We start from the raw sequence: 18,346 nt of genomic DNA on the forward strand, positions 1-18,346 counted from the left end.
CCGGCGGCGAAGAGGCGCACCGCCGGTCGACGAAAAACCCGCCCGGCGCGGGAGCGCGGGGCGGGTCGGGGATGCGGCGCGGTTCGGGGAACCGCGCGCTTCGGTCAGTGCGACGAGGCGGTCGCGGCGCCGACACCGGTCTGGGCGCGCACGTACTGGTCCTCGAAGGCTTCCTTCTCGGCCTCGGCCGCCTTGCTCTTGTCGAGCGTGGAGAACAGCCAGGTCATGAAGAAGGCGATCGGCATCGAGAACAGCGCCGGCTGGGTATAGGGGAAGATCGCCGAAGCGTTGCCCAGCACATCCACCCACACCGACTTGGACAGCAGCACGAACAGCACTGCGCTGACCAGGCCGGAGTAGCCGCCCACGAGGGCGCCCTTGGTGGTGAGGCCCTTCCAGTACATCGACAGGATCAGCACCGGGAAGTTGGCCGAAGCGGCCACGCCGAAGGCGAGCGCGACCATGAACGCGATGTTCATCTTCTCGAAGGCCATGCCGAGCAGCACCGCGACCACACCGAGGCCGATGGTGGCGAACTTCGACACCCGCAGTTCGGTCGCTTCGTCGGCCTTGCCCTTCATGATGACGCGCGAGTAGATGTCGTGCGAGATCGCCGAGGCACCGGCCAGCGCCAGGCCGGCCACCACCGCGAGGATGGTCGCGAAGGCCACCGCCGACAGGAAGCCGAGCAGAAGGTTGCCGCCGACCGCGTTGGCCAGGTGCATGGCGATCATGTTGCCGCCGCCGATGACCTTGCCGCCGATCACGCCGCCTTCGAAGAACTGCGGGTTCTGGCCGACGATGATGATCGCGCACAGGCCCATGATGGCGATGACGTTGAAGAAGTAGGCGACGATACCCGAGGCGTAGAGCACGGACTTGCGCGCTTCCTTGGCATCGGTCACGGTGAAGAAGCGCATCAGGATGTGCGGCAGGCCGGCGGTGCCGAACATCAGGCCGAGGCCGAGCGAGATCGCGGTCACCGGATCGGCGAGCAGGCTGCCGGGGTTGAGCAGCTTCTGGCCCAGCTTGTGCACTTCCATCGCACGGTTGGTGAGCTCGTCGAACGAGAAGCCGAACTGGCTGAACGCGAGCACGCCCACCGCGGTACCGCCGATCAGCAGCATGCAGGCCTTGATGATCTGCACCCAGGTGGTGGCGACCATGCCGCCGAAGGTGACGTACACCATCATCAGCGCGCCGACGACGACGAGCGCGATGTTGTAGTCGAGACCGAACAGCAGCTTGATGAGCTGGCCGGCACCGACCATCTGCGCCACCAGGTAGAAGCACACCACGGTCAGCGAGCTCACCGCGGCCATCGTGCGCACCTTGCCCTGGTCGAGGCGGTAGGCAGTGATGTCGGCGAAGGTGAACTTGCCCAGGTTGCGCAGACGCTCGGCCATCAGGAACAGGATGATCGGCCAGCCCACGAAGAAGGAGAGCATGTAGATGTAGGCATCCACACCCTGCGCGTACATCATCGCGGTGAGACCGAGCAGCGTGGCGGCGGACATGTAGTCGCCGGCGATCGCGAGGCCGTTCTGGAAGCCGGTGATGCCACCGCCGGCGGTGTAGAAGTCGGCGGTCGACTTGGTGCGGCTGGCCGCCCAGTAGGTGATGCCCAGGGTCATCAGCACGAACACAAAGAACATGCCGATGGCGTGGAGGTTGAGCGGCTGCTTCTCGGCGGCGTCCATCGCGGGACCGGCGGCGAGCACCAGCGGGCTGGCGGCCAGCGCGAGCAGGCCGGCGGCGCTACGGGAAAGGCTACGGGCGTTCATCATTTTTCCTCCTTCCAGGCGGCCTTCACGAGTTCCTTGTTGATGTCGTCGAACTCGCCGTTGGCGCGGCGGACGTACACCAGGGTCAGGACCCAGAAGAAGATGAACTGCAGCAGGCCGGCGAGGATGCCGAAGGTCAGGTTGCTGCCCTCGAACAGACGCTTGCCGATGAGCTCGGGCGCGAACGCCACGAGCAGCACGAAGCCGTAAAAGACGATCAGGACGATCGCCGCCAGAATGCCCGCGAAGCGGGTGCGCTTGGCGACAAGCTCCGCGAACCGCGGGTTGCGCCGGATGTGCGCATACATCGAGCTAGACACTTTCACTCCCTCCCAAGGATAAGCAACACGAACTGCTTTGCCTCCACCTTTCCTCCTGCCTCGGCGGCCGTCTGACGCGGCATCGTAGGCGAGCGGATGATATATCATCCATAAGACTCCATACACATCCGTATGGAAAAATTTTATTTATCGAAAACGGCGAACCGATGAACACAAGAATCGACCTCGACATCGACCAGGGCATCGCCACCGTGACCCTGCACAACCCGACCAAGCTGAACGCTGTGAACGCGGCGATGTGGCGCGGACTCTCGGCGGCGATGGCGCGCATCGCCGCCGACGATTCGGTGCGCTGCGTGATCGTGCGCGGCGCGGGCGAGAACGCCTTCGCCGCCGGCGGCGACATCGAGGAGTTCCGCAGCGTGCGCGCGACGGTGGACGATGCGCTGCACTACCACGAGGACCTGGTGGCGAGCGCGCTGAACGCGATCCGCGACTGCGCCGTGCCCACCGTGGCGGCGATCCGCGGCGCCTGCGTGGGCGGCGGGCTGGAGATCGCCGGCTGCTGCGACATCCGCATCGCGGGCGAGTCGGCACGCTTCGGCGCGCCGATCAACCGCCTGGGGTTCTCGATGTATCCGGGCGAGATGGCCGGCCTGCTCGCCCTGGTCGGCCCGGCGGTGGTCCTGGAAATCCTGCTCGAGGGCCGCATCCTGGATGCGCGCGAGGCGCTGCAGAAGGGCCTGCTGACCCGCGTGGTGGACGACGAACGCGTATTCGAGGAGGCCGCCGTGTCGGCCGAGCGCATCCGCGCGGGCGCGCCGCTGGTGGCGCGCTGGCACAAGCAGTGGGTGCGCCGGCTGACCACCGGCGTGGCGCTGGACGAGGAGGAGAAGCGCCGCGCCTTCGACTTCCTCGCCACCGCGGACTATCGCGAGGGCCTTGCCGCATTCAGCGAGAAGCGGGCACCGGTGTTCCGGGGGCGCTAGCCGCGGCGCCGCAATCGCGACTTGCGTCGCTCCTACGGCACGTCACCGCGCTTCCGAAGGCGCCTGTAGGAGCGACGCGAGTCGCGATCGGGCGATCCGGTCGGCGATGCGCGGCCGGCGAGGACTGCGGCGCCGCAATCGCGACTTGCGTCGCTCCCACGGCACGTCACCGCGCTTCCGAAAGCGCCTGTGGGAGCGACGCGAGTCGCGATCCCGGCGCGGGCAGGCGCTTCATCGCCGCTTCGGCTTCTCCTCGACGTACTCCTCCACCTTCACCGCGCGCAGCTGGTAGCCCGCGGTACCCATGTCGGAATCGATGCGCCCCACCGCCATGACCCCGTCCACCCACACCGGCAGCATGTTCCAGCCGCCCGGCACGGGCTTGTCGGGGATGACGTGGATGAGCTGGTTGGCGGGCGGCGGCGGGACGTGCACGCAGGCACCGAAATACGGGACGAGGAGAAACTCGCGGATCTTCTCGCCGCTGGTCTCGAGCGGCACGACGAAGCCGGGGATGCGCACGCGCGCACCAGCCATGCGCTCGACCAGGGGCGCACGGTCCCACTCCTCGCGCATGCGCTGCAGCGCCTCGGCGGCGCGCGGGTCGTTGTCCTCGAGCTTGTCGAGCTCGAGGCCCGAGAGGAAGCCCTCGGGGTTCCAGTCGGCAGGGATGAGGTCGTCCCAGCTGATCTCGCGGAACTCGCCCTTTCCCGGCGCGGGCGCAGCGAGGCGGTCGCCCACCGCGTACTGGCCGGCGGACTCGCCGGCCGGGGCCTGCGCGCCAGCCGGCAGCGGCGCGAACGCCAACAGGGCAAGCAGCGGTACGACGCGCAGCGCGCGCGGGACCAAGCGGGCGAGGTGCAGATTCGTGTTCATTTCCTGCCTCCGGTTGCAGGCGTACGGTGATGGATCCGGGCCCTCCCGGCCCCGCGAACGAGGCGGTGCATCCCGCCTCAGGTCCGCACGGTCATGCCGTCGGCGAGCGACTGGCGGTAGGCGCGCAGCGCCGGCAGCAGGCTGGCGACCAGGCTGGCGGCGAGCACCGCGCCGAGCAGGCGCCATTCGCCCGCCGCGGGCCAGCCCAGGCTCGGCTGCAGACCATGCTGCGCGGCGAGCCAGGGGGCGAGCGCGGCGCCCGCACCATACAGCAGCCCGAGGCCGAGCGCGATGCCCGCAGTGGCGAGCAGCAGGCTCTCAAGCGCGAGCAGCGCGAAGACCTCGCGCGGGCTGGCACCCAGCGCACGCAGGATGGCGAGCTCGCGGCGGCGCTCGCCCAGGCTTGCCAGCACCACCGCCACCATGCCCGTCAGGCCGACCACGACCACCAGGGCCGAGACCGCGAGCAGCGCGCGCTCGGCGATGCCGACGAGGTCCCACAGCTGCTGCAGGGTCGCACCGGGCAGGATGGCGGTGAGCGGTTCGCCGGCGTAGGCGTTGATCTGGCGCTGCACGCGGAACACCGCGCTGCGGCTGTGCAGCCCGACGAGCGCGGCCGTGACGGATTTGGGGCGCAGGTCGAACTTGCGCACCTGCTCGGGCGTGATCTTCAGGCCCGGGATGGGCGCGCCGCCATGCCAATCGACATGAATCGCCTCCAGGCCCTCCAGGCTCACCAGCACGGCGCGGTCGAGCGGCGTGGCGCTGGGCGCGAGGATGCCGACCACGGTGAAGGGCTTGTCGGCGTGCTCGGCGAAGCGCGCTCCGCCCTCCCCCGCGCCGCCGCCGTGGCTGAGCACGATGCGCTCGCCGAGGCGGTAACCATGGCGGGCGGCGACCTCGGCGCCGATCACGGTCTGGAAGAGGTCCTCGACGCGCGCGGTTGCGCCGGCGAACGGGCCGCCGGCCGCGAAGACCAGACTGCGCCCCTCGCCATGGCGGTATTGCGCGAAGAAGTCCGTGGTGGTGCCGACCACGCGGTGACCGCGGTGCGAGTCGCCGAGCGCGAGCGGTACCAGCCACTTCACCTGGGGCAGCGCGGCGACGTGCTCGATGCTGGCCCACGACAGGTTGGCGGTGGCGTCGCCGATGTGGAAGACCGAGTACAGCAGCAGCTGCACCGGGCCGCTGCGCGCGCCCACCACCAGGTCGGTGGCGGAAATCGTCTGCGCGAAGCCCGCGCGCGCATCGTTGCGCAGGCGCTCGACCCCGAGCAGCAGCGCCACTGCCAGCGCCACCGCGACCACGGTGAGCGCGGCCGACAGCCTGCGGTTGGCGATGCTGCGCAGCGACAGCATGAAGACGGGGCTCATCGCGCGTCCTCCGCAGCGAGGCCGGCGCGGACGAGCGCACCGAGGTCGAGCACGCGGTCGAAGTGCGCTGCCAGGCGCTGGTCGTGGCTGACGAAGAGCAGCGCGGCGCCGACCGCGGCGCATTCGTCGAGCAGCAGGTCGATGAAGGTCTGCTGACGATCGGCGTCGAGCGCGGAGGTGGGCTCGTCCGCCACCACCAGGCCGGGACGGCCGATCAGCGCGCGCGCCGCGGCCACGCGCTGCTGCTGGCCGACCGAGAGCTGCGTGGCCGGGCGCTCGAGCAGCTCGACGCCGAGGTCGAGCCGCGCCGCCAGGCGCGCCGCCTCGGCAGCCGGCGTGCTGCCCGCGGCCGCGATACGCGCGCGCCGCTGCGGCGCGAAGCGGCAGGCGAGCAGGATGTTGTCGCGCGCGGACAGCCAGGGCAGCAGGTTGAAGAGCTGGAACACGAAGCCGACGTGGTCGGCACGGAAGCGGTCGCGCGCGCCCGCCGACAGCGCGCCGAGCGCCTGCCCGCCGACCTCGACCGTGCCGGCCTGCGGCAGGATCACCCCGCCGACCAGCGACAGCAGCGTGGTCTTGCCGCTGCCGCTCGGCCCGCGCAGGAAGACGCGCTCACCGGCGCCGAGCTGCAGCGCGTCGATCGCCAGGCAGTCCTGCGCGCTGCCCGGCCAGCGGTAGCGCAGGCCGGAGATGCGCACCGCCGGCGTCGGGTGCGCTCGCACTGCCGCGCTCACAGCGCGAGCGCGGCGGCGCCCGAGGTGAGCACACCGCCCCCCTGGCCGCGCGGGGTGGCGAACTCGGCGCGCACGCGCTGCAGGCGCGGGAAGTGCTTGAAGACGCGCAACTCCAGCCGACGCAGCGCCTCGGGATGCGCGCACTCGAAACCGTAGCTTGCCACCATGTCCTCGTGATCGCCGCGGGCCGGCCGGTTGTGGTCGCGTGTTTGGCCCCGACCGTGTTCGCGCCCGCTGTCCCGCCACGGCGATTCGATGCCGACCTCACGGATCACGCAGCCAGCTTCCGACGGGAGCGCGAACACCGCCTCGCTGTCGAGCAGGAGGCGCTCCGCATCGGCGAGCGCACCGCGCTGCGTCTCGTTCGCCGGCGCATGCTCGAAGCCGACGAGGTTGTCGAGCGGCGAGATCAGCTCCAGCTGCAACATGCGGCCTTCCAGTACAACGGTCAGTTCGGCGACGCCGTGCTGGTGTGCGCCATGCGCATGCTGTGCCGGCGCGGCGACAGGGAGCGCGAGGGCCAGGACGATGACGCTGGAGAGGAGGATCGGACGCAAGCAGGCTGGCATGGTCGTGGGAAGTGGAGACAAGCGATTCGGGGCGCGTGACGAGTGCTGAAAACCATGCAGCGCGGGGCACGCAAGTCTAATGCTACAATGTTGCATCAAAAGCGACCACCCTGCCACAAGAGCCGTTTCCCCGCGCCCCGCCGCAACAGGCTTCGATATGCCCCTGCACGAACACCCTGCCGCCACCGACGCTGCCCGCGAGCTCATCGCCGCACGCGGCGGCCGCGTCACGCGCACGCGGGTGGCGGTGATCCAGGCCTTGCAGCGCAGCGCCCATCCGCTCTCGCACGACGAGCTCGGCGCCGCGCTCGACGGGGCGGGCATCGCCCACGACCGTGTCACCCTCTACCGCGCGCTCGACTGGCTGGTGGAACAGGGTATTGCGCAGCGAATCGCGGGGGGCGAACGCGCCTGGCGCTTCGAGATCCGCCGCGACGGCGACCACCGCCACGCCCATTTCCACTGCGAGCGCTGTGGCCAGATCGTGTGCCTGGAGGACGTGTCCGCCGCCGCGCCGACCCTGCCCGCCGGCTTCGCGGTCGCACGCGCCGAGCTGGTGCTGCATGGCGCGTGCGCCGATTGCGGCCGCGAGGGCGTGGAGAGGAAGGAACGATGAAGCGCGCGCCCCCCGTCCTGCACGGCACCGATCCCCAAGCCGACGACGACACGCGCCCCTTCCCGGCACGTAGCCTGCTGGGCGCGGGCCTGGCCGCGCGCCTCGCCCTGGTCGCCGGCGCGCTGGCGCTGCTATGGGCGACCGTGCTGTGGGCCTTGCAATGAACCGCCTCGCGCTGCCGATGATCCGCCTCGACAACCTCACCCTGGGCTACGACCGCCACCCGGCGGTGCATCACCTGTCGGCCGAGATTCCCGCGGGCGCGCTCGTCGCCGTGGTGGGCCCCAACGGCGCAGGCAAATCCACCCTGCTCAAGGGCCTCGCCGGCGAGCTGCGGCCGATCGGCGGGCGCATCCTGCTGCCCGAGCTGCCCGCGGGGGGACTGGCCTACATGCCACAGCGCGGCGAGATCGACCACAGCTTCCCGGTGTCGGTGTTCGACGTGGTCGCGATGGGCCTGTGGCACGAGATCGGCGCCTTCGGCGGCGTCTCGCGCGAGCAGCGCCGACGCGTGCGCGCCGCGCTCGAGGCGGTGGGCATGGCGGGCTTCGAGTCGCGCCCCATCGGATCGCTCTCGGGCGGCCAACTGCAGCGCGCGCGTTTCGCCCGCCTGATGTTGCAGGACGCGCCGCTGATCCTGCTCGACGAGCCCTTCGCGGCCATCGACAGCCGCACGGTGGACGATCTCGTGGAGCTGATCCTGGGCTGGCACGACGAGGGCCGCACCATCCTCACCGTGGTGCACGACCTCGAGCAGGTGCGCCGCCACTTCCCGACCGCACTGCTGCTGTCGCGCGAGCCGGTGGCCTTCGGCCCCACCGCCGAGGTGCTGACGCCCGAGCGCCTGGCGCGCGCGCGCCGCCTGTCGGAAGCCTTCGACGAGCACGCGCACGAATGCCACATCGAGGAGTTGACGGTCGCGGTGGCGCCCGATGCGGCGGCACATCCGCACGCGCATGACCATGGACATGCGCACGACGAAGGCCACGGCCACGCCCATCCGCACCCCGCGGCACACACCGCGCCGCGTCCGCGCCGCGGTCTTCCCCGCCACTGAATCCGCAACCCGCGCCAGCAAACCAGGCCTTCGCAGTGTTCGACCTCCTCATCTCCCCCTTCACCGAGTTCGCCTTCATGCGCCGCGCGCTCGCCGGCTGCCTGGCGCTCGCGCTCGGCGCCACGCCGGTGGGCGTGTTCCTGCTGCTGCGCCGCATGAGCCTGATGGGCGACGCGATGAGCCACGCCATCCTGCCCGGCGCCGCGCTCGGCTACCTCGCCTTCGGCCTGTCACTGGGCGCGATGACGGTGGGCGGCATCGTCGCCGGCCTGGTGGTGGTGTTCGCCGCGGGGCTGGTGACGCGCGCCTCGGTGCTCAAGGAGGACGCCAGCCTGGCCGCCTTCTACCTGCTCTCGCTCGCCGCGGGGGTCATGATCGTGTCGCTGCGCGGGCAGAACCTCGACCTGCTGCACGTCCTCTTCGGCTCCGTGCTCGGGCTCGACGACGCCTCGCTGCTGCTGATCGCGAGCATCGCCAGCGTGACCCTGGCGAGCCTGGCGCTGCTGTTCCGCCCGCTCGTCATGGAGTGCTTCGACCCCGCCTTCCTGCGCGGGGTGAGCCGGTGGTCGCCGGTGGCGCACTACGGCTTCCTGATGCTGGTGGTGGTGAACCTGGTGAGCGGCTTCCACGCGCTCGGCACGCTGATGGCGGTAGGCATCATGATCCTGCCCGCGGCCGCGGCGCGCCTGTGGACGAACGGCCTGCCGATGCTGCTGCTGCTCGCGGTGCTGTTCGCCTTCGGCAGCGGCGCGAGCGGGCTGCTGCTGTCCTTCCATGCCGACGTGCCTGCCGGGCCGGCGATCGTGCTGGTGTGCGGCGTGGTCTATTTCGTGTCGCTGCTCGCGGCCCCCGGTGGCCTGCTCGCCGGACGCCTGCCGGTACGGCACCACCTCGAGTCGTGAGGCCCGATGTCGCCTGCGGGCAGCTCGACTGCTCCGGCAGGAGCGACGCGGAGACGTGATGGCTCTTGTGGGGCGCGACGCAAGTCGCGATCGCAGCGCTTGGTCAGTCGCCGACACGAGCGACCGCCCTGCGACCGGAGTCGCGACTTGCGTCGCTCCTACGAAAGCGATCGCGGCGGAAATCCGCGGTGGGGCCCTGCGGCTCGAGTACACCTTCTTTCCTTTCTTCAACCCGGACCCGACGACGATGAGATTCCCCTACCGCTTGCGCCGCCTGCGCATCCTCGCGGCCTGCGCCGCCCTGCTCCTGGGCGGCAGCGCCCACGCCCAGGCGCTCGAAGTGGCGACCAGCTTCAGCATCCTCGGCGACCTCGTCGCCCAGGTCGGCGGCGAGCGCATCAAGGTGCGCACCCTGGTCGGTCCCGACGAGGACGCCCACGCCTTCCAGCCGCGTCCCTCGGACGCGCGCGAGATCGGCAAGGCTGCGCTGGTGGTGGTCAACGGCCTCGGCTTCGACGACTGGATGACGCGGCTGGCGCGCGCCGGCGGATTCAAGGGGGCGGTGGTGGTGGCGAGCGCGGGGATCTCGACGCTGGAGATGAGGCGCGACGACGGGCACGACCATGGCCACGATCATGGCAAGGGCAAGGCGGTCGACCCGCACGCCTGGCAGGACGTGGCGAACGTGCGCCGCTACGTCGCCAACATCGCCGCCGCCCTCGCCACCGCCGACCCGGACGGCGCGGCCATCTACCGCGCCGCGGCCGCACGCTACGACGGCGAGTTGCAGGCGCTCGACGCGGAGATCCGTGCCGCCTTCGCGGCGCTGCCCGCCGAGCGCCGCAAGGTGGTGAGTTCGCACGCGGCCTTCGGGTACTTCGCGCGCGCCTACGACATCCGCTTCCTGTCGCCCGTCGGCGTGGCGAACAACGCCGAGCCCACCGCCAAGGGCGTGGCCGGCCTGATCCGCCAGCTCGCGGCGGAAAAGGTGCCGGCGGTGTTCATCGAGAACATCGCCGATCCTCGCCTGATCGAGCGCATCCGCAGCGAAAGCGGCGCGGTCGTGGGCGGCACGCTGTATTCCGACGCACTGTCGAAGGCTGACGGCCCGGCGCCCAGCTACGTACGCATGATGCGCGCCAACCTGGCGACGCTGCAGAAGGCACTCGCGGCACCCGAGCGCTGAACCGGATCGGTTTCCACGGAGCGGCGGCGGGTCTCGGGGCGCGGGGGATCGCGACTTGCGTCGCTCCTGCCGGGGCTCGGGGGCGGCGGAGCGTTCTTGTGGGAGCGACGCAAGCCGCGATTGCGGCGCCGCCGTTCGCGCCATCGCCCATTGCCGGCCCGGACCCGGGGCGGCTCAGCGGCTCGAGGCCGCCAGCATCGCCCCGGCGCCGACGAAGAGGCCGCCGAACAGGCGGTTCTGCAGGCGCAGCAGGCGCGGGTCGCGCAGCAGGGGGCGGAAACGCGTGGCGAGCAGCGCATAGCAGGACATCACCATCACGTCGACCCCGACCATGGTTGCGCCGATGATCGCGAACTGCGGCCACTGCGGCCGGTCGGGCACGATGAACTGCGGCACCAGCGCGGCGATGAACACGATCGCCTTCGGGTTGGTCAGGTTCACCAGGATGCCCTGAGCGTAGAGCTGGCGGCGCGACTGCACCCGCACGCCCTCGCCGTCCCCGTCGATCGGCTCGGGCGGCGAGCGCCACTTCTGCACGCCGAGCCAGATCAGGTAGGCCGCGCCGGCGAATTTCACCACCGCGAACGCCGTCTCCGAGGTCGCGAGCACCGCACCGAGGCCGAGCGCCACGACGCCGAGTTGCAGCAACAGCGCGATCTCCAGGCCGGTGATCGCGCGCAGCGCGGCGGTGTAGCCGTAGCGCAGGCCGGTCGACATCGACAGCACGGCGCCCGGTCCCGGCGAGACCGCGATCACCAGTGCGGCGGCAAGAAAGCCAAGCCACATCGTCCAGCTCATGGAAGTCTCCGGCAGATTCGTCCAGCGAGTTCGTTCAGGCGAAGATGCTGTGCAGCATCTTGGCACACAGCAGGACCAGCATCCCGGCAAACACCTTCTTCAGCGTCGCCACCGGCAGGCGGTGGGCCAGCTTCGCGCCGAGCGGGGCGAAGAAGGTGCTGACCACGGAGACCAGCACCAGCGCCGGCAGGTACACATAGCCGAAGGTGAGCGCCGGCATGTCGGGTGCGCCCCAGCCATTGACCAGGTAGCCGACCGTGCCGGCGAGCGCGATCGGCAAGCCGATCGCCGCGGAGGTACCGATCGCGTTCTGCATCTTGACGTTGCACCAGGTCATGAAGGGCACCGACAGCGAGCCGCCGCCGATCGCGACCAGCGCCGACACACCGCCGATGCCGAGGCCGGCCGCGCTCATGCCGAGTGCCCCGGGCAGCTCGCGCGCGGGCTTGGGCTTGATGTTGAGCAGCATCTGGATCGACACGTAGGCCATGAAGACGGCGAAGAAGATCGCCAGCGGCACGGTGGACACGCGCGCGGCGATGAAAGTGGCGGCGAAGGTGCCGACGAGGATGCCGGGCGTGATCGCGCGCACCACGTCCCAGCGCACCGCTCCACGCGCGTGGTGCGCACGCAGGCTGGACACCGAGGTCAGCACGATGGCCGCCATCGAGGTGCCGAGCGCCATGTGCACCACCTGGGACTGCGGGAAGCCCTGGGCAAGGAAGAAGGTCGTCAACATCGGCACCATGATGCCGCCGCCGCCCACACCGAGCAGGCCGGCGAAGAAGCCCACCGCCGCGCCGAGCACCGGGTAGGCGAGCCACCAGAGGTCGAAGGTCATTGCGTTTCCGTTCGGGTTCGAGGCACGCCGCGTGTTGCAGTGCGCAAGGAGCGGAACTATCGGTCAAAGCCGAGGGGCAGTGCAAGCGGACCGTGGGAATCCTCCCGGGCAGGGCCGGCGCGGACGCGGCGGGATGGGCACGCTGGTACCATCGCGGCATGGCCCTGCCGACACCACGCGACCGCCTTCCCGACCGCGCCCCGCTGCGCAATTACCTGCTCGCTGCGCTGGCGGCGGGTGCGGTGGCGCTGGTCGGTGCGCCGCTGCTCGGGCAGTTCGATCTCGCCAACATCGCCATGCTGTTCCCGCTCGCGGTGCTGTTCGCAGCGATCCGGCTCGGTCGCGGGCCGGCCGTGTTCGCCGCCTTCCTGGCGGTGGCGCTGTTCGACTTCTTCTTCGTGCATCCGCACTTCACGCTGGCGGTCTCGGACCTGCAGTACCTGCTGACCTTCGCCGTGCTGCTCGCGGTGGCACTGACCACCGCGGAGCTGGCCGCGCGCCTGCGCCGCGAACGCGACTCTGCCGAGGCGCGTGCGGAAGAGGCGGCACAGGCGCGCCTCGCCGCCGACACCGAGCGCCTGCGCAACACCTTGCTCGCCTCGCTGTCGCACGACCTGCGCACGCCGCTGACCGCACTCGCCGGACTCGCCGAGTCGCTCCCGCTGGCCGGACCGCCGCTGCCCCCGGCGCAGGCCGAGCTGGCCGAGGCGATCCGCGCCGAGGCCTTGCGCACCCATGCGCTCGCGCGCGACCTGCTCGACCTCTCCCGCCTGCAATCCGGGGCGCCGCGCCTCGCGCTCGACTGGCTGGCGGTGGACGAGCTGCTCGGCAGCGCGCTGCAGGCGCGCGCCCACGCCCTGCGCGCGCACGTGTTCGCGCTCGAGCTGCCCGAGGAACTGCCACTGCTGCACGCCGACGCGGTGCTGATGGAGCGGGTGGTGTGCAACCTGCTCGACAACGCGATCGCGCACACCCCGGAGGGAGGGCACATCGTGCTGGCGGCGCAGGTGGGCGCCGACTGGATCCGCATCAGTCTGTGCGACGACGGTTGCGGCCTGCCGCCGGGGCGCGAGCAGGCGATCTTCGAGCGCTTCGTGCGCGCCCCCCATCCGCGCGGCGCGGCCGACGCAACGACGGCGACCGGCGATGCCGGCACCGGGCTGGGTCTGGCGATCGTGCACGCCATCGTCGCGGCACACGGCGGCAGCGTGAGCGCACACAACCGCGCCGGCGGCGGCGCCTGCTTCGTGCTGCAGCTGCCGCTGCCACGCCAGCCGGACCGACCGCCTCCCGAGGACGAGGCCGGAGCGCCCCCACGATGAAGAGCGCCCAGCCCCCCTCCCCGGTCGTGCTGCTGGTCGAGGACGAGGCCGGCATCCGCCGTTTCGTGCGCACGGCGCTGGAATCCGAGGGCTGCACGGTGCGCGAGGCCGCCGCGCTCGAGCGCGGCCGCATCGAGCTCGCCAGCCGCCGGCCCGACCTGCTGGTGCTCGACCTCGGCCTGCCCGACGGCGACGGCACGGCGCTGCTGGCCGAGCTGCGCGGCTGGAGCGGCATGCCGGTGCTGGTGCTGTCGGCGCGCAGCGACGAGACCGACAAGGTCGCGGCGCTCGACGCCGGCGCCGACGACTATCTAGCCAAGCCCTTCGGCGTCGCCGAGTTGCTCGCCCGCGTCCGCGCCCTGCTGCGCCGCGCGCTGCGTCCGCCGCAGGCCGCGGCGTGCATCGCCTTCGGCGACGTGGAACTCGACCTCGAGCAGCGCCGGGTGACGCGTGGCGGCGCGCCGGTCCACCTGACCCCGATCGAGTTCCGCCTGCTCGGCCTGCTCGCCACCGCAGCGGGTCGCGTGGTGACGCAGCGCCAGCTGCTGACCGGCGCCTGGGGCCCGAACCACGTCGAGCACGCACATTACCTGCGCGTCTATATGGCCGGTTTGCGCCGCAAGCTCGAACCCGACCCGCGCCTGCCCGTCCACATCCTCACCGAACCCGGCGTGGGCTACCGGCTGGTGCCCGAGCCGCTCAGCGCCGCCAGAACGCCGGCGTCAGCACCACCAGCAGGGTGAAGATCTCCAGGCGGCCGAGAATCATCGCAAAGCTCATCACCCAAGTCTGGAAATCGCCCAAGCCCTGGTAGTTGCCCGCCGGCCCCAGCGCGGCCAGCCCTGGCCCGGCATTGTTGATGCAGGCCACCACGCCCGAGAACGCGGTGATCAGGTCCAGCCCGGAAGCGGCGAGGATCAGCGTCAGGCTGACGATGCTGACCATGTACATGAAGCTGAACGCGAGTACCGCGTGCAGCACGTTGTCGGACACCGGCTGCCTGCCCAGACGCAGCGGCACCACCGCGCTCGGATGCAGCGAGCGCACGATCTCGCGGTGAACCTGCTTGTACAGGATGATCGCGCGCATCATCTTGATGCCGCCACCGGTCGAGCCGGAGCAGGCGGCGAAGCTGCTCAGGAACAGAATCCACACCTGCGCGAACATCGGCCACACCGTGTAGTCGTAGGTCGCCAGACCGAGCGAGGTCGCCAGCGAGACGGCGTGGAAGGAGACGTGGCGGAACGCGAGCGCGCCATCCCGATAGGCGCCCGATTCGAGCAGATACACGGTCAGAAAGACCACGGTGACCCCGAGCACGCCGAAGAACCAGCGTAGCTCGGGGTCCTCGCCGTAAGGGCGCGGCGTGCGCCGCACCAGGGCGAGGTAGTGGGTGGCATAGTTGATGCCCGAGAGCAGCGCGAACACGATGGTGACGGTCTCGATCGGCACGCTGTCGAAGGCGCCGAGGCTGGCGTCCCGGGTGGAGAAGCCGCCCAGCCCCATGATCGAGAAGGCATGGATCAAGGCATCCCACGGCGCCATGCCGGCCTGCAAGAGCGCGAGGGTGCAGCCTGCGGTGAGCACTACATAAACGCCCCACAGGCCCTTGGCGGTCTCGGCGATGCGCGGGGTGAGGCTGGACTCCTTCATCGGCCCGGGCGTCTCGGCGCGGAAGATCTGCCGCCCGCCGATGCCCAGCAGCGGCAGCACCGCGACCATCAGCACGATCACGCCCATGCCGCCCACCCAGTGCATGAAGCAGCGCCACAGGTTGATCGACACCGGCATCGTGTCGAGCCCGGTAAGCACCGTGGCACCGGTCGTGGTGAGCCCGGAGGCGGCCTCGAAGTAGGCGTCGGTGAACGAGAGTTCCGGAAGGTAGAACAGCAGCGGCAGCGCCCCGAACACCGGCGTGATCAGCCAGGTCGCGGCCACGAGCAGGAAGCCGTCGGAGACGTGCAGGTCGCGCCGCGCCCGCCGGCCCGCGGCCCACATGAGCAGCCCGGTCGCGAAGGTGGCGAGGATGGCGAGGTCGTAGGCCTCGGTGGCACCGTCTTCGAGCGCGAAGGACACCGCGAGCGGAAAGCCCATCACCAGCCCGAACAGCATCAGCATCATGCCGAGCACACCGAGGACGGGGAAATAGGCTTGCATCGCGACAAGGACGGCAAACGCCGCGAGACTGTGTATGGACGCTGCGGATACTAGGCGGCCATGCGTAAAGATTGCGTTAAGAGTTTGCAGTGCAGCATCAGCGTGAGGCGCAGGGAGCGAGGCGTCGGGCGCGTGGACGTGAAGAGGGCGCGGTGATCACTCACCGCGCCCTCTTGTAAGGCCCCCCGCCTGTGCCGTCTCCGCCGGGCATCCTGAACCTTGGGTTCAGGGAGGTCGCGTCCCTTCCGCTTCAGGATCACCCGGCGAGGGGCGTTCACACCAGCGGCATCGATGGTTGGCGACCGAGTCTCTCGACTATTGGTTCAAGGAATCTACGACTTCGACGAACACTGCAGGGGATTGACCGGTACTGCTCGCACTGCCTTCAGAAAAGCTTGTCCTGCTGTCCCAGAACACCGTCCAGGCGCGCTTTCATGAGACCGATTCTACGCTTCATGCCCGGCATGTCAAACCCGTTGCCGCGCTGGTGCAGGAGGAACTCGTGGGCGATGTTGAGCGCGGTCATGACCGCCAGCTTTTCGCCGGAGGAGCCGGTGCGGGCACCGATCTCACGAAGCTTGTCGTCGAGGAAGGCGACGGTGGCGAGCAGTTCGTCGCGCGATTCGGGCGTGCAGGAGATGCGGTACTCCTTGCCCAGCAGCATCATGTCGAGGTGATCGGCGGACATCGCTTCAAGCCTCCGGCAGTTTGTCGAGCAGGCCCGCGAGGCGGTCCGCGGCGACGCGGACCTTGTCGGAGAGCCGGCGATTCTCGCCCTCGAGCTGCACGACGCGACCGCGCAGGGCGGCGTTATCGGCCTTCAGGCGCTCGTAGTGGCTGATCAGGTGCTCGAGCTGGGCTTCGAGCTGTGCGAGTTCGGTATCCATGGCGTCGATGGTAGTGAGCGGCCGATGACGGGTCAATCGGCCGGGGTCGATCAGCGCTGGACCTGGGTGACGTCCCGCACCGCGCCGGTGTCGGCCGAGGTGGTGAGCGCGGCGTAGGCCTGCAGCGCGGCGGAGACCACGCGTTCGCGCTTCACCGGCTTCCAGGCCGCATTGCCCTTCGCCTCCATCGCGGCACGCCGGCGGGCGAGCTCGGCGTCGGCGATGGCAAGATGGATGCGGCGCGCGGGGATGTCGATCTCGATCGTGTCGCCGTCCTCGACCAGCGCGATCGCGCCGCCGCAGGCCGCCTCGGGCGACGCATGGCCGATCGACAGGCCCGAGGTGCCGCCCGAGAAGCGTCCGTCGGTGAGCAGCGCGCACTGCGCGCCCAGGCCGCGGCTCTTCAGGTAAGAGGTGGGATAGAGCATCTCCTGCATGCCGGGGCCACCCTTCGGGCCTTCGTAGCGGATCACCACCACGTCGCCCGCCTGCACCTGCTCGCCGAGGATGCCCTCCACCGCGTCTTCCTGGCTCTCGTACACCCTGGCCTTGCCGGTGAACTTCCAGATGGATTCATCCACCCCGGCGGTCTTCACGATGCAGCCCTTCTCGGCGATGTTGCCGTAGAGCACGGCCAGCCCTCCGTCGGCCGTGAAGGCATGTTCCTTGTTGCGGATGATGCCGTGCTCGCGGTCGACGTCGAGCGACTTCCAGCGCCGGTCCTGACTGAAGGCGACCTGGGTCGGCACCCCGCCCGGCGCTGCACGGAAGAAGGTGTGCACCGCTTCGTCTTCGGTGCGCTTGATGTCCCACTTGTCCAGGGCTTCGCCCAGGCTCGCGCTGTGCACGGTCGGCACATCGGTGTGCAGCAGGCCGGCGCGGTCGAGTTCACCGAGGATGGACATGATGCCGCCGGCACGATGCACGTCCTCGATGTGCACGTCGGCGATCGCGGGCGCGACCTTGCACAGGCAAGGCACGCGGCGGCTGACGCGGTCGATGTCCTTCATCGTGAAGTCCACGCCGGCCTCGCGCGCGGCGGCGAGCAGGTGCAGCACGGTGTTGGTCGAGCCGCCCATGGCCACGTCCAGGCTCATCGCGTTCTCGAAGGCCTGGAAGCTGGCGATCGAGCGCGGCAGCACCGAGGCGTCGTCCTTTTCGTAGTAACGACGCGCGAGATCGACGATGCGGCGGCCGGCTTCCTTGAACAGGCGCTCGCGGTCGGCGTGGGTGGCGAGCGTGGTGCCGTTGCCGGGCAGCGACAGGCCGAGCGCCTCGGTGAGGCAGTTCATCGAGTTGGCTGTGAACATGCCCGAGCACGACCCGCAGGTCGGGCAGGCCGAGCGCTCGATGGCGTCGACTTCCTCGTCCGAACACGACTTGTCGGCCGCCTTGACCATCGCATCCACGAGGTCGAGCGAGATCACCTTGGCTTCCCACTTGACCTTGCCGGCCTCCATCGGACCGCCGGAGACGAAGATCGCCGGGATGTTCAGGCGCAGCGCGGCCATCAGCATGCCCGGGGTGATCTTGTCGCAGTTCGAGATGCACACCAGCGCGTCCGCCGTGTGCGCGTTGCACATGTACTCGACGCTGTCGGCGATGAGCTCGCGCGAGGGCAGCGAATACAGCATGCCGCCGTGGCCCATGGCGATGCCGTCATCGACCGCGATGGTGTTGAATTCCTTGGCGACGCCGCCGGCGGACTCGATCTCGCGCGCGACGAGCTGACCGAGATCCTTCAGGTGCACGTGGCCGGGCACGAACTGGGTGAAGCTGTTGGCGATCGCGATGATCGGCTTTTCGAAGTCGCCGTCCTTCATGCCGGTGGCGCGCCACAGGGCGCGGGCGCCCGCCATGTTGCGGCCGGCGGTGGACGTGCGGGAACGGTACTGGGGCATGGGGCGCTCCGGGAAATCGGCGGGAAAGGGTTCGATTCTAACGCGCGTGGGGCGAGCGTCGGCAAGCTGCGGT

20 protein-coding genes and 1 other RNA gene are annotated in these 18,346 nt (G+C 70.1%); 8 read left to right on the forward strand and 13 right to left on the reverse strand.

The window, feature by feature from the left end; translation table 11 throughout:
- Positions 1-104: 104 nt before the first annotated feature.
- Both TMZ1T_RS16875 and TMZ1T_RS16880 read right to left on the reverse strand, forming a co-directional pair.
- Positions 105-1,784 (reverse strand): cation acetate symporter, encoded by a 1,680-nt coding sequence (locus tag TMZ1T_RS16875; RefSeq protein WP_004314661.1) that lies wholly within the window; start codon positions 1,782-1,784, stop codon positions 105-107.
- A complete protein-coding gene (locus tag TMZ1T_RS16880; RefSeq protein WP_353799366.1) occupies positions 1,784-2,104 on the reverse strand; it encodes a DUF485 domain-containing protein in 321 nt (106 codons plus the stop codon). The genes TMZ1T_RS16875 and TMZ1T_RS16880 overlap by 1 nt, the downstream gene beginning before the upstream one ends.
- 167 nt (positions 2,105-2,271) lie before the next feature.
- On the opposite strand from TMZ1T_RS16880, the gene TMZ1T_RS16885 reads away from it, so the two are divergent.
- Positions 2,272-3,054 carry an enoyl-CoA hydratase/isomerase family protein gene (locus TMZ1T_RS16885; protein ID WP_004314659.1) on the forward strand — a complete coding sequence of 261 codons (783 nt, stop codon included), beginning with the start codon at positions 2,272-2,274 and terminating at the stop codon, positions 3,052-3,054.
- 231 nt (positions 3,055-3,285) lie between these two features.
- Here TMZ1T_RS16885 and TMZ1T_RS16890 read toward each other — a convergent pair whose 3' ends face one another.
- From TMZ1T_RS16890 to TMZ1T_RS16905, 4 genes are all read right to left on the reverse strand, one after another.
- Positions 3,286-3,930 (reverse strand): DUF3299 domain-containing protein, encoded by a 645-nt coding sequence (locus TMZ1T_RS16890; RefSeq protein ID WP_004314658.1) that lies wholly within the window; start codon positions 3,928-3,930, stop codon positions 3,286-3,288.
- A 77-nt stretch (positions 3,931-4,007) separates the two neighbouring features.
- On the reverse strand, positions 4,008-5,303 hold the full coding sequence (locus TMZ1T_RS16895; protein ID WP_012585976.1) for an FtsX-like permease family protein: 1,296 nt from the start codon (positions 5,301-5,303) through the stop codon (positions 4,008-4,010).
- Positions 5,300-6,025, reverse strand: a complete 726-nt coding sequence (locus tag TMZ1T_RS16900; RefSeq protein ID WP_012585977.1) for an ABC transporter ATP-binding protein — start codon at positions 6,023-6,025, stop codon at positions 5,300-5,302. Before TMZ1T_RS16900 ends, TMZ1T_RS16895 begins: the two co-directional genes overlap by 4 nt.
- A gap of 8 nt (positions 6,026-6,033) precedes the next feature.
- The gene (locus tag TMZ1T_RS16905) at positions 6,034-6,594 is read right to left on the reverse strand and encodes a DUF2796 domain-containing protein (protein ID WP_261789022.1); all 561 of its coding nucleotides are present in this window, start codon (positions 6,592-6,594) and stop codon (positions 6,034-6,036) included.
- Positions 6,595-6,763: 169 nt separating this feature from the next.
- On the opposite strand from TMZ1T_RS16905, the gene TMZ1T_RS16910 reads away from it, so the two are divergent.
- The 5 genes from TMZ1T_RS16910 (at position 6,764) to TMZ1T_RS16925 (ending at position 10,367) form a co-directional block, all read left to right on the forward strand.
- A complete protein-coding gene (locus TMZ1T_RS16910) occupies positions 6,764-7,222 on the forward strand; it encodes a Fur family transcriptional regulator (protein ID WP_004309844.1) in 459 nt (152 codons plus the stop codon).
- Entirely contained in the window at positions 7,219-7,386 is a 168-nt protein-coding gene (locus TMZ1T_RS21380; RefSeq protein WP_004309846.1) for a hypothetical protein, read from the forward strand. Before TMZ1T_RS16910 ends, TMZ1T_RS21380 begins: the two co-directional genes overlap by 4 nt.
- Positions 7,383-8,279, forward strand: a complete 897-nt coding sequence (locus TMZ1T_RS16915) for a metal ABC transporter ATP-binding protein (protein WP_012585979.1) — start codon at positions 7,383-7,385, stop codon at positions 8,277-8,279. The genes TMZ1T_RS21380 and TMZ1T_RS16915 overlap by 4 nt, the downstream gene beginning before the upstream one ends.
- Positions 8,280-8,314: 35 nt before the next feature.
- Positions 8,315-9,181, forward strand: coding sequence for a metal ABC transporter permease (locus tag TMZ1T_RS16920; RefSeq protein WP_004309850.1), 867 nt, complete (start codon positions 8,315-8,317; stop codon positions 9,179-9,181).
- A 247-nt stretch (positions 9,182-9,428) separates the two neighbouring features.
- Positions 9,429-10,367: a metal ABC transporter solute-binding protein, Zn/Mn family gene (locus tag TMZ1T_RS16925; protein ID WP_012585980.1), complete on the forward strand. Its 939-nt coding sequence runs from the start codon at positions 9,429-9,431 to the stop codon at positions 10,365-10,367.
- Between the two features lie 174 nt (positions 10,368-10,541).
- On the opposite strand, the gene rhtB is transcribed toward TMZ1T_RS16925, so the two are convergent.
- Positions 10,542-11,165 (reverse strand): homoserine/homoserine lactone efflux protein, encoded by a 624-nt coding sequence (rhtB, locus tag TMZ1T_RS16930; protein ID WP_012585981.1) that lies wholly within the window; start codon positions 11,163-11,165, stop codon positions 10,542-10,544.
- Between the two features lie 34 nt (positions 11,166-11,199).
- Positions 11,200-12,006, reverse strand: a complete 807-nt coding sequence (locus tag TMZ1T_RS16935) for a sulfite exporter TauE/SafE family protein (RefSeq protein WP_012585982.1) — start codon at positions 12,004-12,006, stop codon at positions 11,200-11,202.
- 158 nt (positions 12,007-12,164) lie between these two features.
- Between TMZ1T_RS16935 and TMZ1T_RS16940 the strand changes: the two genes are divergently transcribed.
- A complete protein-coding gene (locus TMZ1T_RS16940) occupies positions 12,165-13,328 on the forward strand; it encodes a sensor histidine kinase (protein WP_012585983.1) in 1,164 nt (387 codons plus the stop codon).
- Positions 13,325-14,071: a response regulator gene (locus TMZ1T_RS16945; protein ID WP_012585984.1), complete on the forward strand. Its 747-nt coding sequence runs from the start codon at positions 13,325-13,327 to the stop codon at positions 14,069-14,071. The genes TMZ1T_RS16940 and TMZ1T_RS16945 overlap by 4 nt, the downstream gene beginning before the upstream one ends.
- On the opposite strand, the gene TMZ1T_RS16950 is transcribed toward TMZ1T_RS16945, so the two are convergent.
- The 5 genes from TMZ1T_RS16950 to ilvD all read right to left on the reverse strand — a co-directional run bounded on the left by TMZ1T_RS16950 (position 14,028) and on the right by ilvD (position 18,273).
- A complete protein-coding gene (locus TMZ1T_RS16950; protein WP_012585985.1) occupies positions 14,028-15,485 on the reverse strand; it encodes a TrkH family potassium uptake protein in 1,458 nt (485 codons plus the stop codon). The two genes, TMZ1T_RS16945 and TMZ1T_RS16950, sit on opposite strands and share 44 nt — an antisense overlap.
- A 178-nt stretch (positions 15,486-15,663) precedes the next feature.
- Positions 15,664-15,847: non-coding RNA, 6S RNA (gene ssrS, locus TMZ1T_RS20335), on the reverse strand.
- 23 nt (positions 15,848-15,870) lie between these two features.
- A complete protein-coding gene (locus TMZ1T_RS16955; RefSeq protein ID WP_004309870.1) occupies positions 15,871-16,173 on the reverse strand; it encodes a cell division protein ZapA in 303 nt (100 codons plus the stop codon).
- Positions 16,174-16,177: 4 nt separating this feature from the next.
- Positions 16,178-16,372, reverse strand: coding sequence for a hypothetical protein (locus TMZ1T_RS16960; RefSeq protein WP_004309871.1), 195 nt, complete (start codon positions 16,370-16,372; stop codon positions 16,178-16,180).
- Positions 16,373-16,422: 50 nt separating this feature from the next.
- Positions 16,423-18,273: a dihydroxy-acid dehydratase gene (gene ilvD, locus TMZ1T_RS16965; RefSeq protein WP_012585986.1), complete on the reverse strand. Its 1,851-nt coding sequence runs from the start codon at positions 18,271-18,273 to the stop codon at positions 16,423-16,425.
- Between the last annotated feature and the right edge of the window lie 73 nt (positions 18,274-18,346).

This window comes from Thauera aminoaromatica (assembly GCF_000021765.1).
GTDB classification, from domain to species: Bacteria; Pseudomonadota; Gammaproteobacteria; order Burkholderiales; family Rhodocyclaceae; genus Thauera; species Thauera aminoaromatica.

Bases quoted from the DNA above. Each gene is read 5' to 3' on its own strand.
- TMZ1T_RS16955 (WP_004309870.1), bottom strand. From the start codon at position 16,173: ATGTCCGCCGATCACCTCGACATGATGCTGCTGGGCAAGGAGTACCGC.
- TMZ1T_RS21380 (WP_004309846.1), top strand. From the start codon at position 7,219: ATGAAGCGCGCGCCCCCCGTCCTGCACGGCACCGATCCCCAAGCCGAC.
- TMZ1T_RS16885 (WP_004314659.1), top strand. From the start codon at position 2,272: ATGAACACAAGAATCGACCTCGACATCGACCAGGGCATCGCCACCGTG.
- TMZ1T_RS16910 (WP_004309844.1), top strand. From the start codon at position 6,764: ATGCCCCTGCACGAACACCCTGCCGCCACCGACGCTGCCCGCGAGCTC.
- TMZ1T_RS16950 (WP_012585985.1), bottom strand. From the start codon at position 15,485: ATGCAAGCCTATTTCCCCGTCCTCGGTGTGCTCGGCATGATGCTGATG.
- TMZ1T_RS16915 (WP_012585979.1), top strand. From the start codon at position 7,383: ATGAACCGCCTCGCGCTGCCGATGATCCGCCTCGACAACCTCACCCTG.
- rhtB (WP_012585981.1), bottom strand. From the start codon at position 11,165: ATGAGCTGGACGATGTGGCTTGGCTTTCTTGCCGCCGCACTGGTGATC.
- TMZ1T_RS16940 (WP_012585983.1), top strand. From the start codon at position 12,165: ATGGCCCTGCCGACACCACGCGACCGCCTTCCCGACCGCGCCCCGCTG.
- TMZ1T_RS16945 (WP_012585984.1), top strand. From the start codon at position 13,325: ATGAAGAGCGCCCAGCCCCCCTCCCCGGTCGTGCTGCTGGTCGAGGAC.
- TMZ1T_RS16890 (WP_004314658.1), bottom strand. From the start codon at position 3,930: ATGAACACGAATCTGCACCTCGCCCGCTTGGTCCCGCGCGCGCTGCGC.
- TMZ1T_RS16925 (WP_012585980.1), top strand. From the start codon at position 9,429: ATGAGATTCCCCTACCGCTTGCGCCGCCTGCGCATCCTCGCGGCCTGC.
- TMZ1T_RS16895 (WP_012585976.1), bottom strand. From the start codon at position 5,303: ATGAGCCCCGTCTTCATGCTGTCGCTGCGCAGCATCGCCAACCGCAGG.
- TMZ1T_RS16960 (WP_004309871.1), bottom strand. From the start codon at position 16,372: ATGGATACCGAACTCGCACAGCTCGAAGCCCAGCTCGAGCACCTGATC.
- ilvD (WP_012585986.1), bottom strand. From the start codon at position 18,273: ATGCCCCAGTACCGTTCCCGCACGTCCACCGCCGGCCGCAACATGGCG.
- TMZ1T_RS16935 (WP_012585982.1), bottom strand. From the start codon at position 12,006: ATGACCTTCGACCTCTGGTGGCTCGCCTACCCGGTGCTCGGCGCGGCG.
- TMZ1T_RS16875 (WP_004314661.1), bottom strand. From the start codon at position 1,784: ATGAACGCCCGTAGCCTTTCCCGTAGCGCCGCCGGCCTGCTCGCGCTG.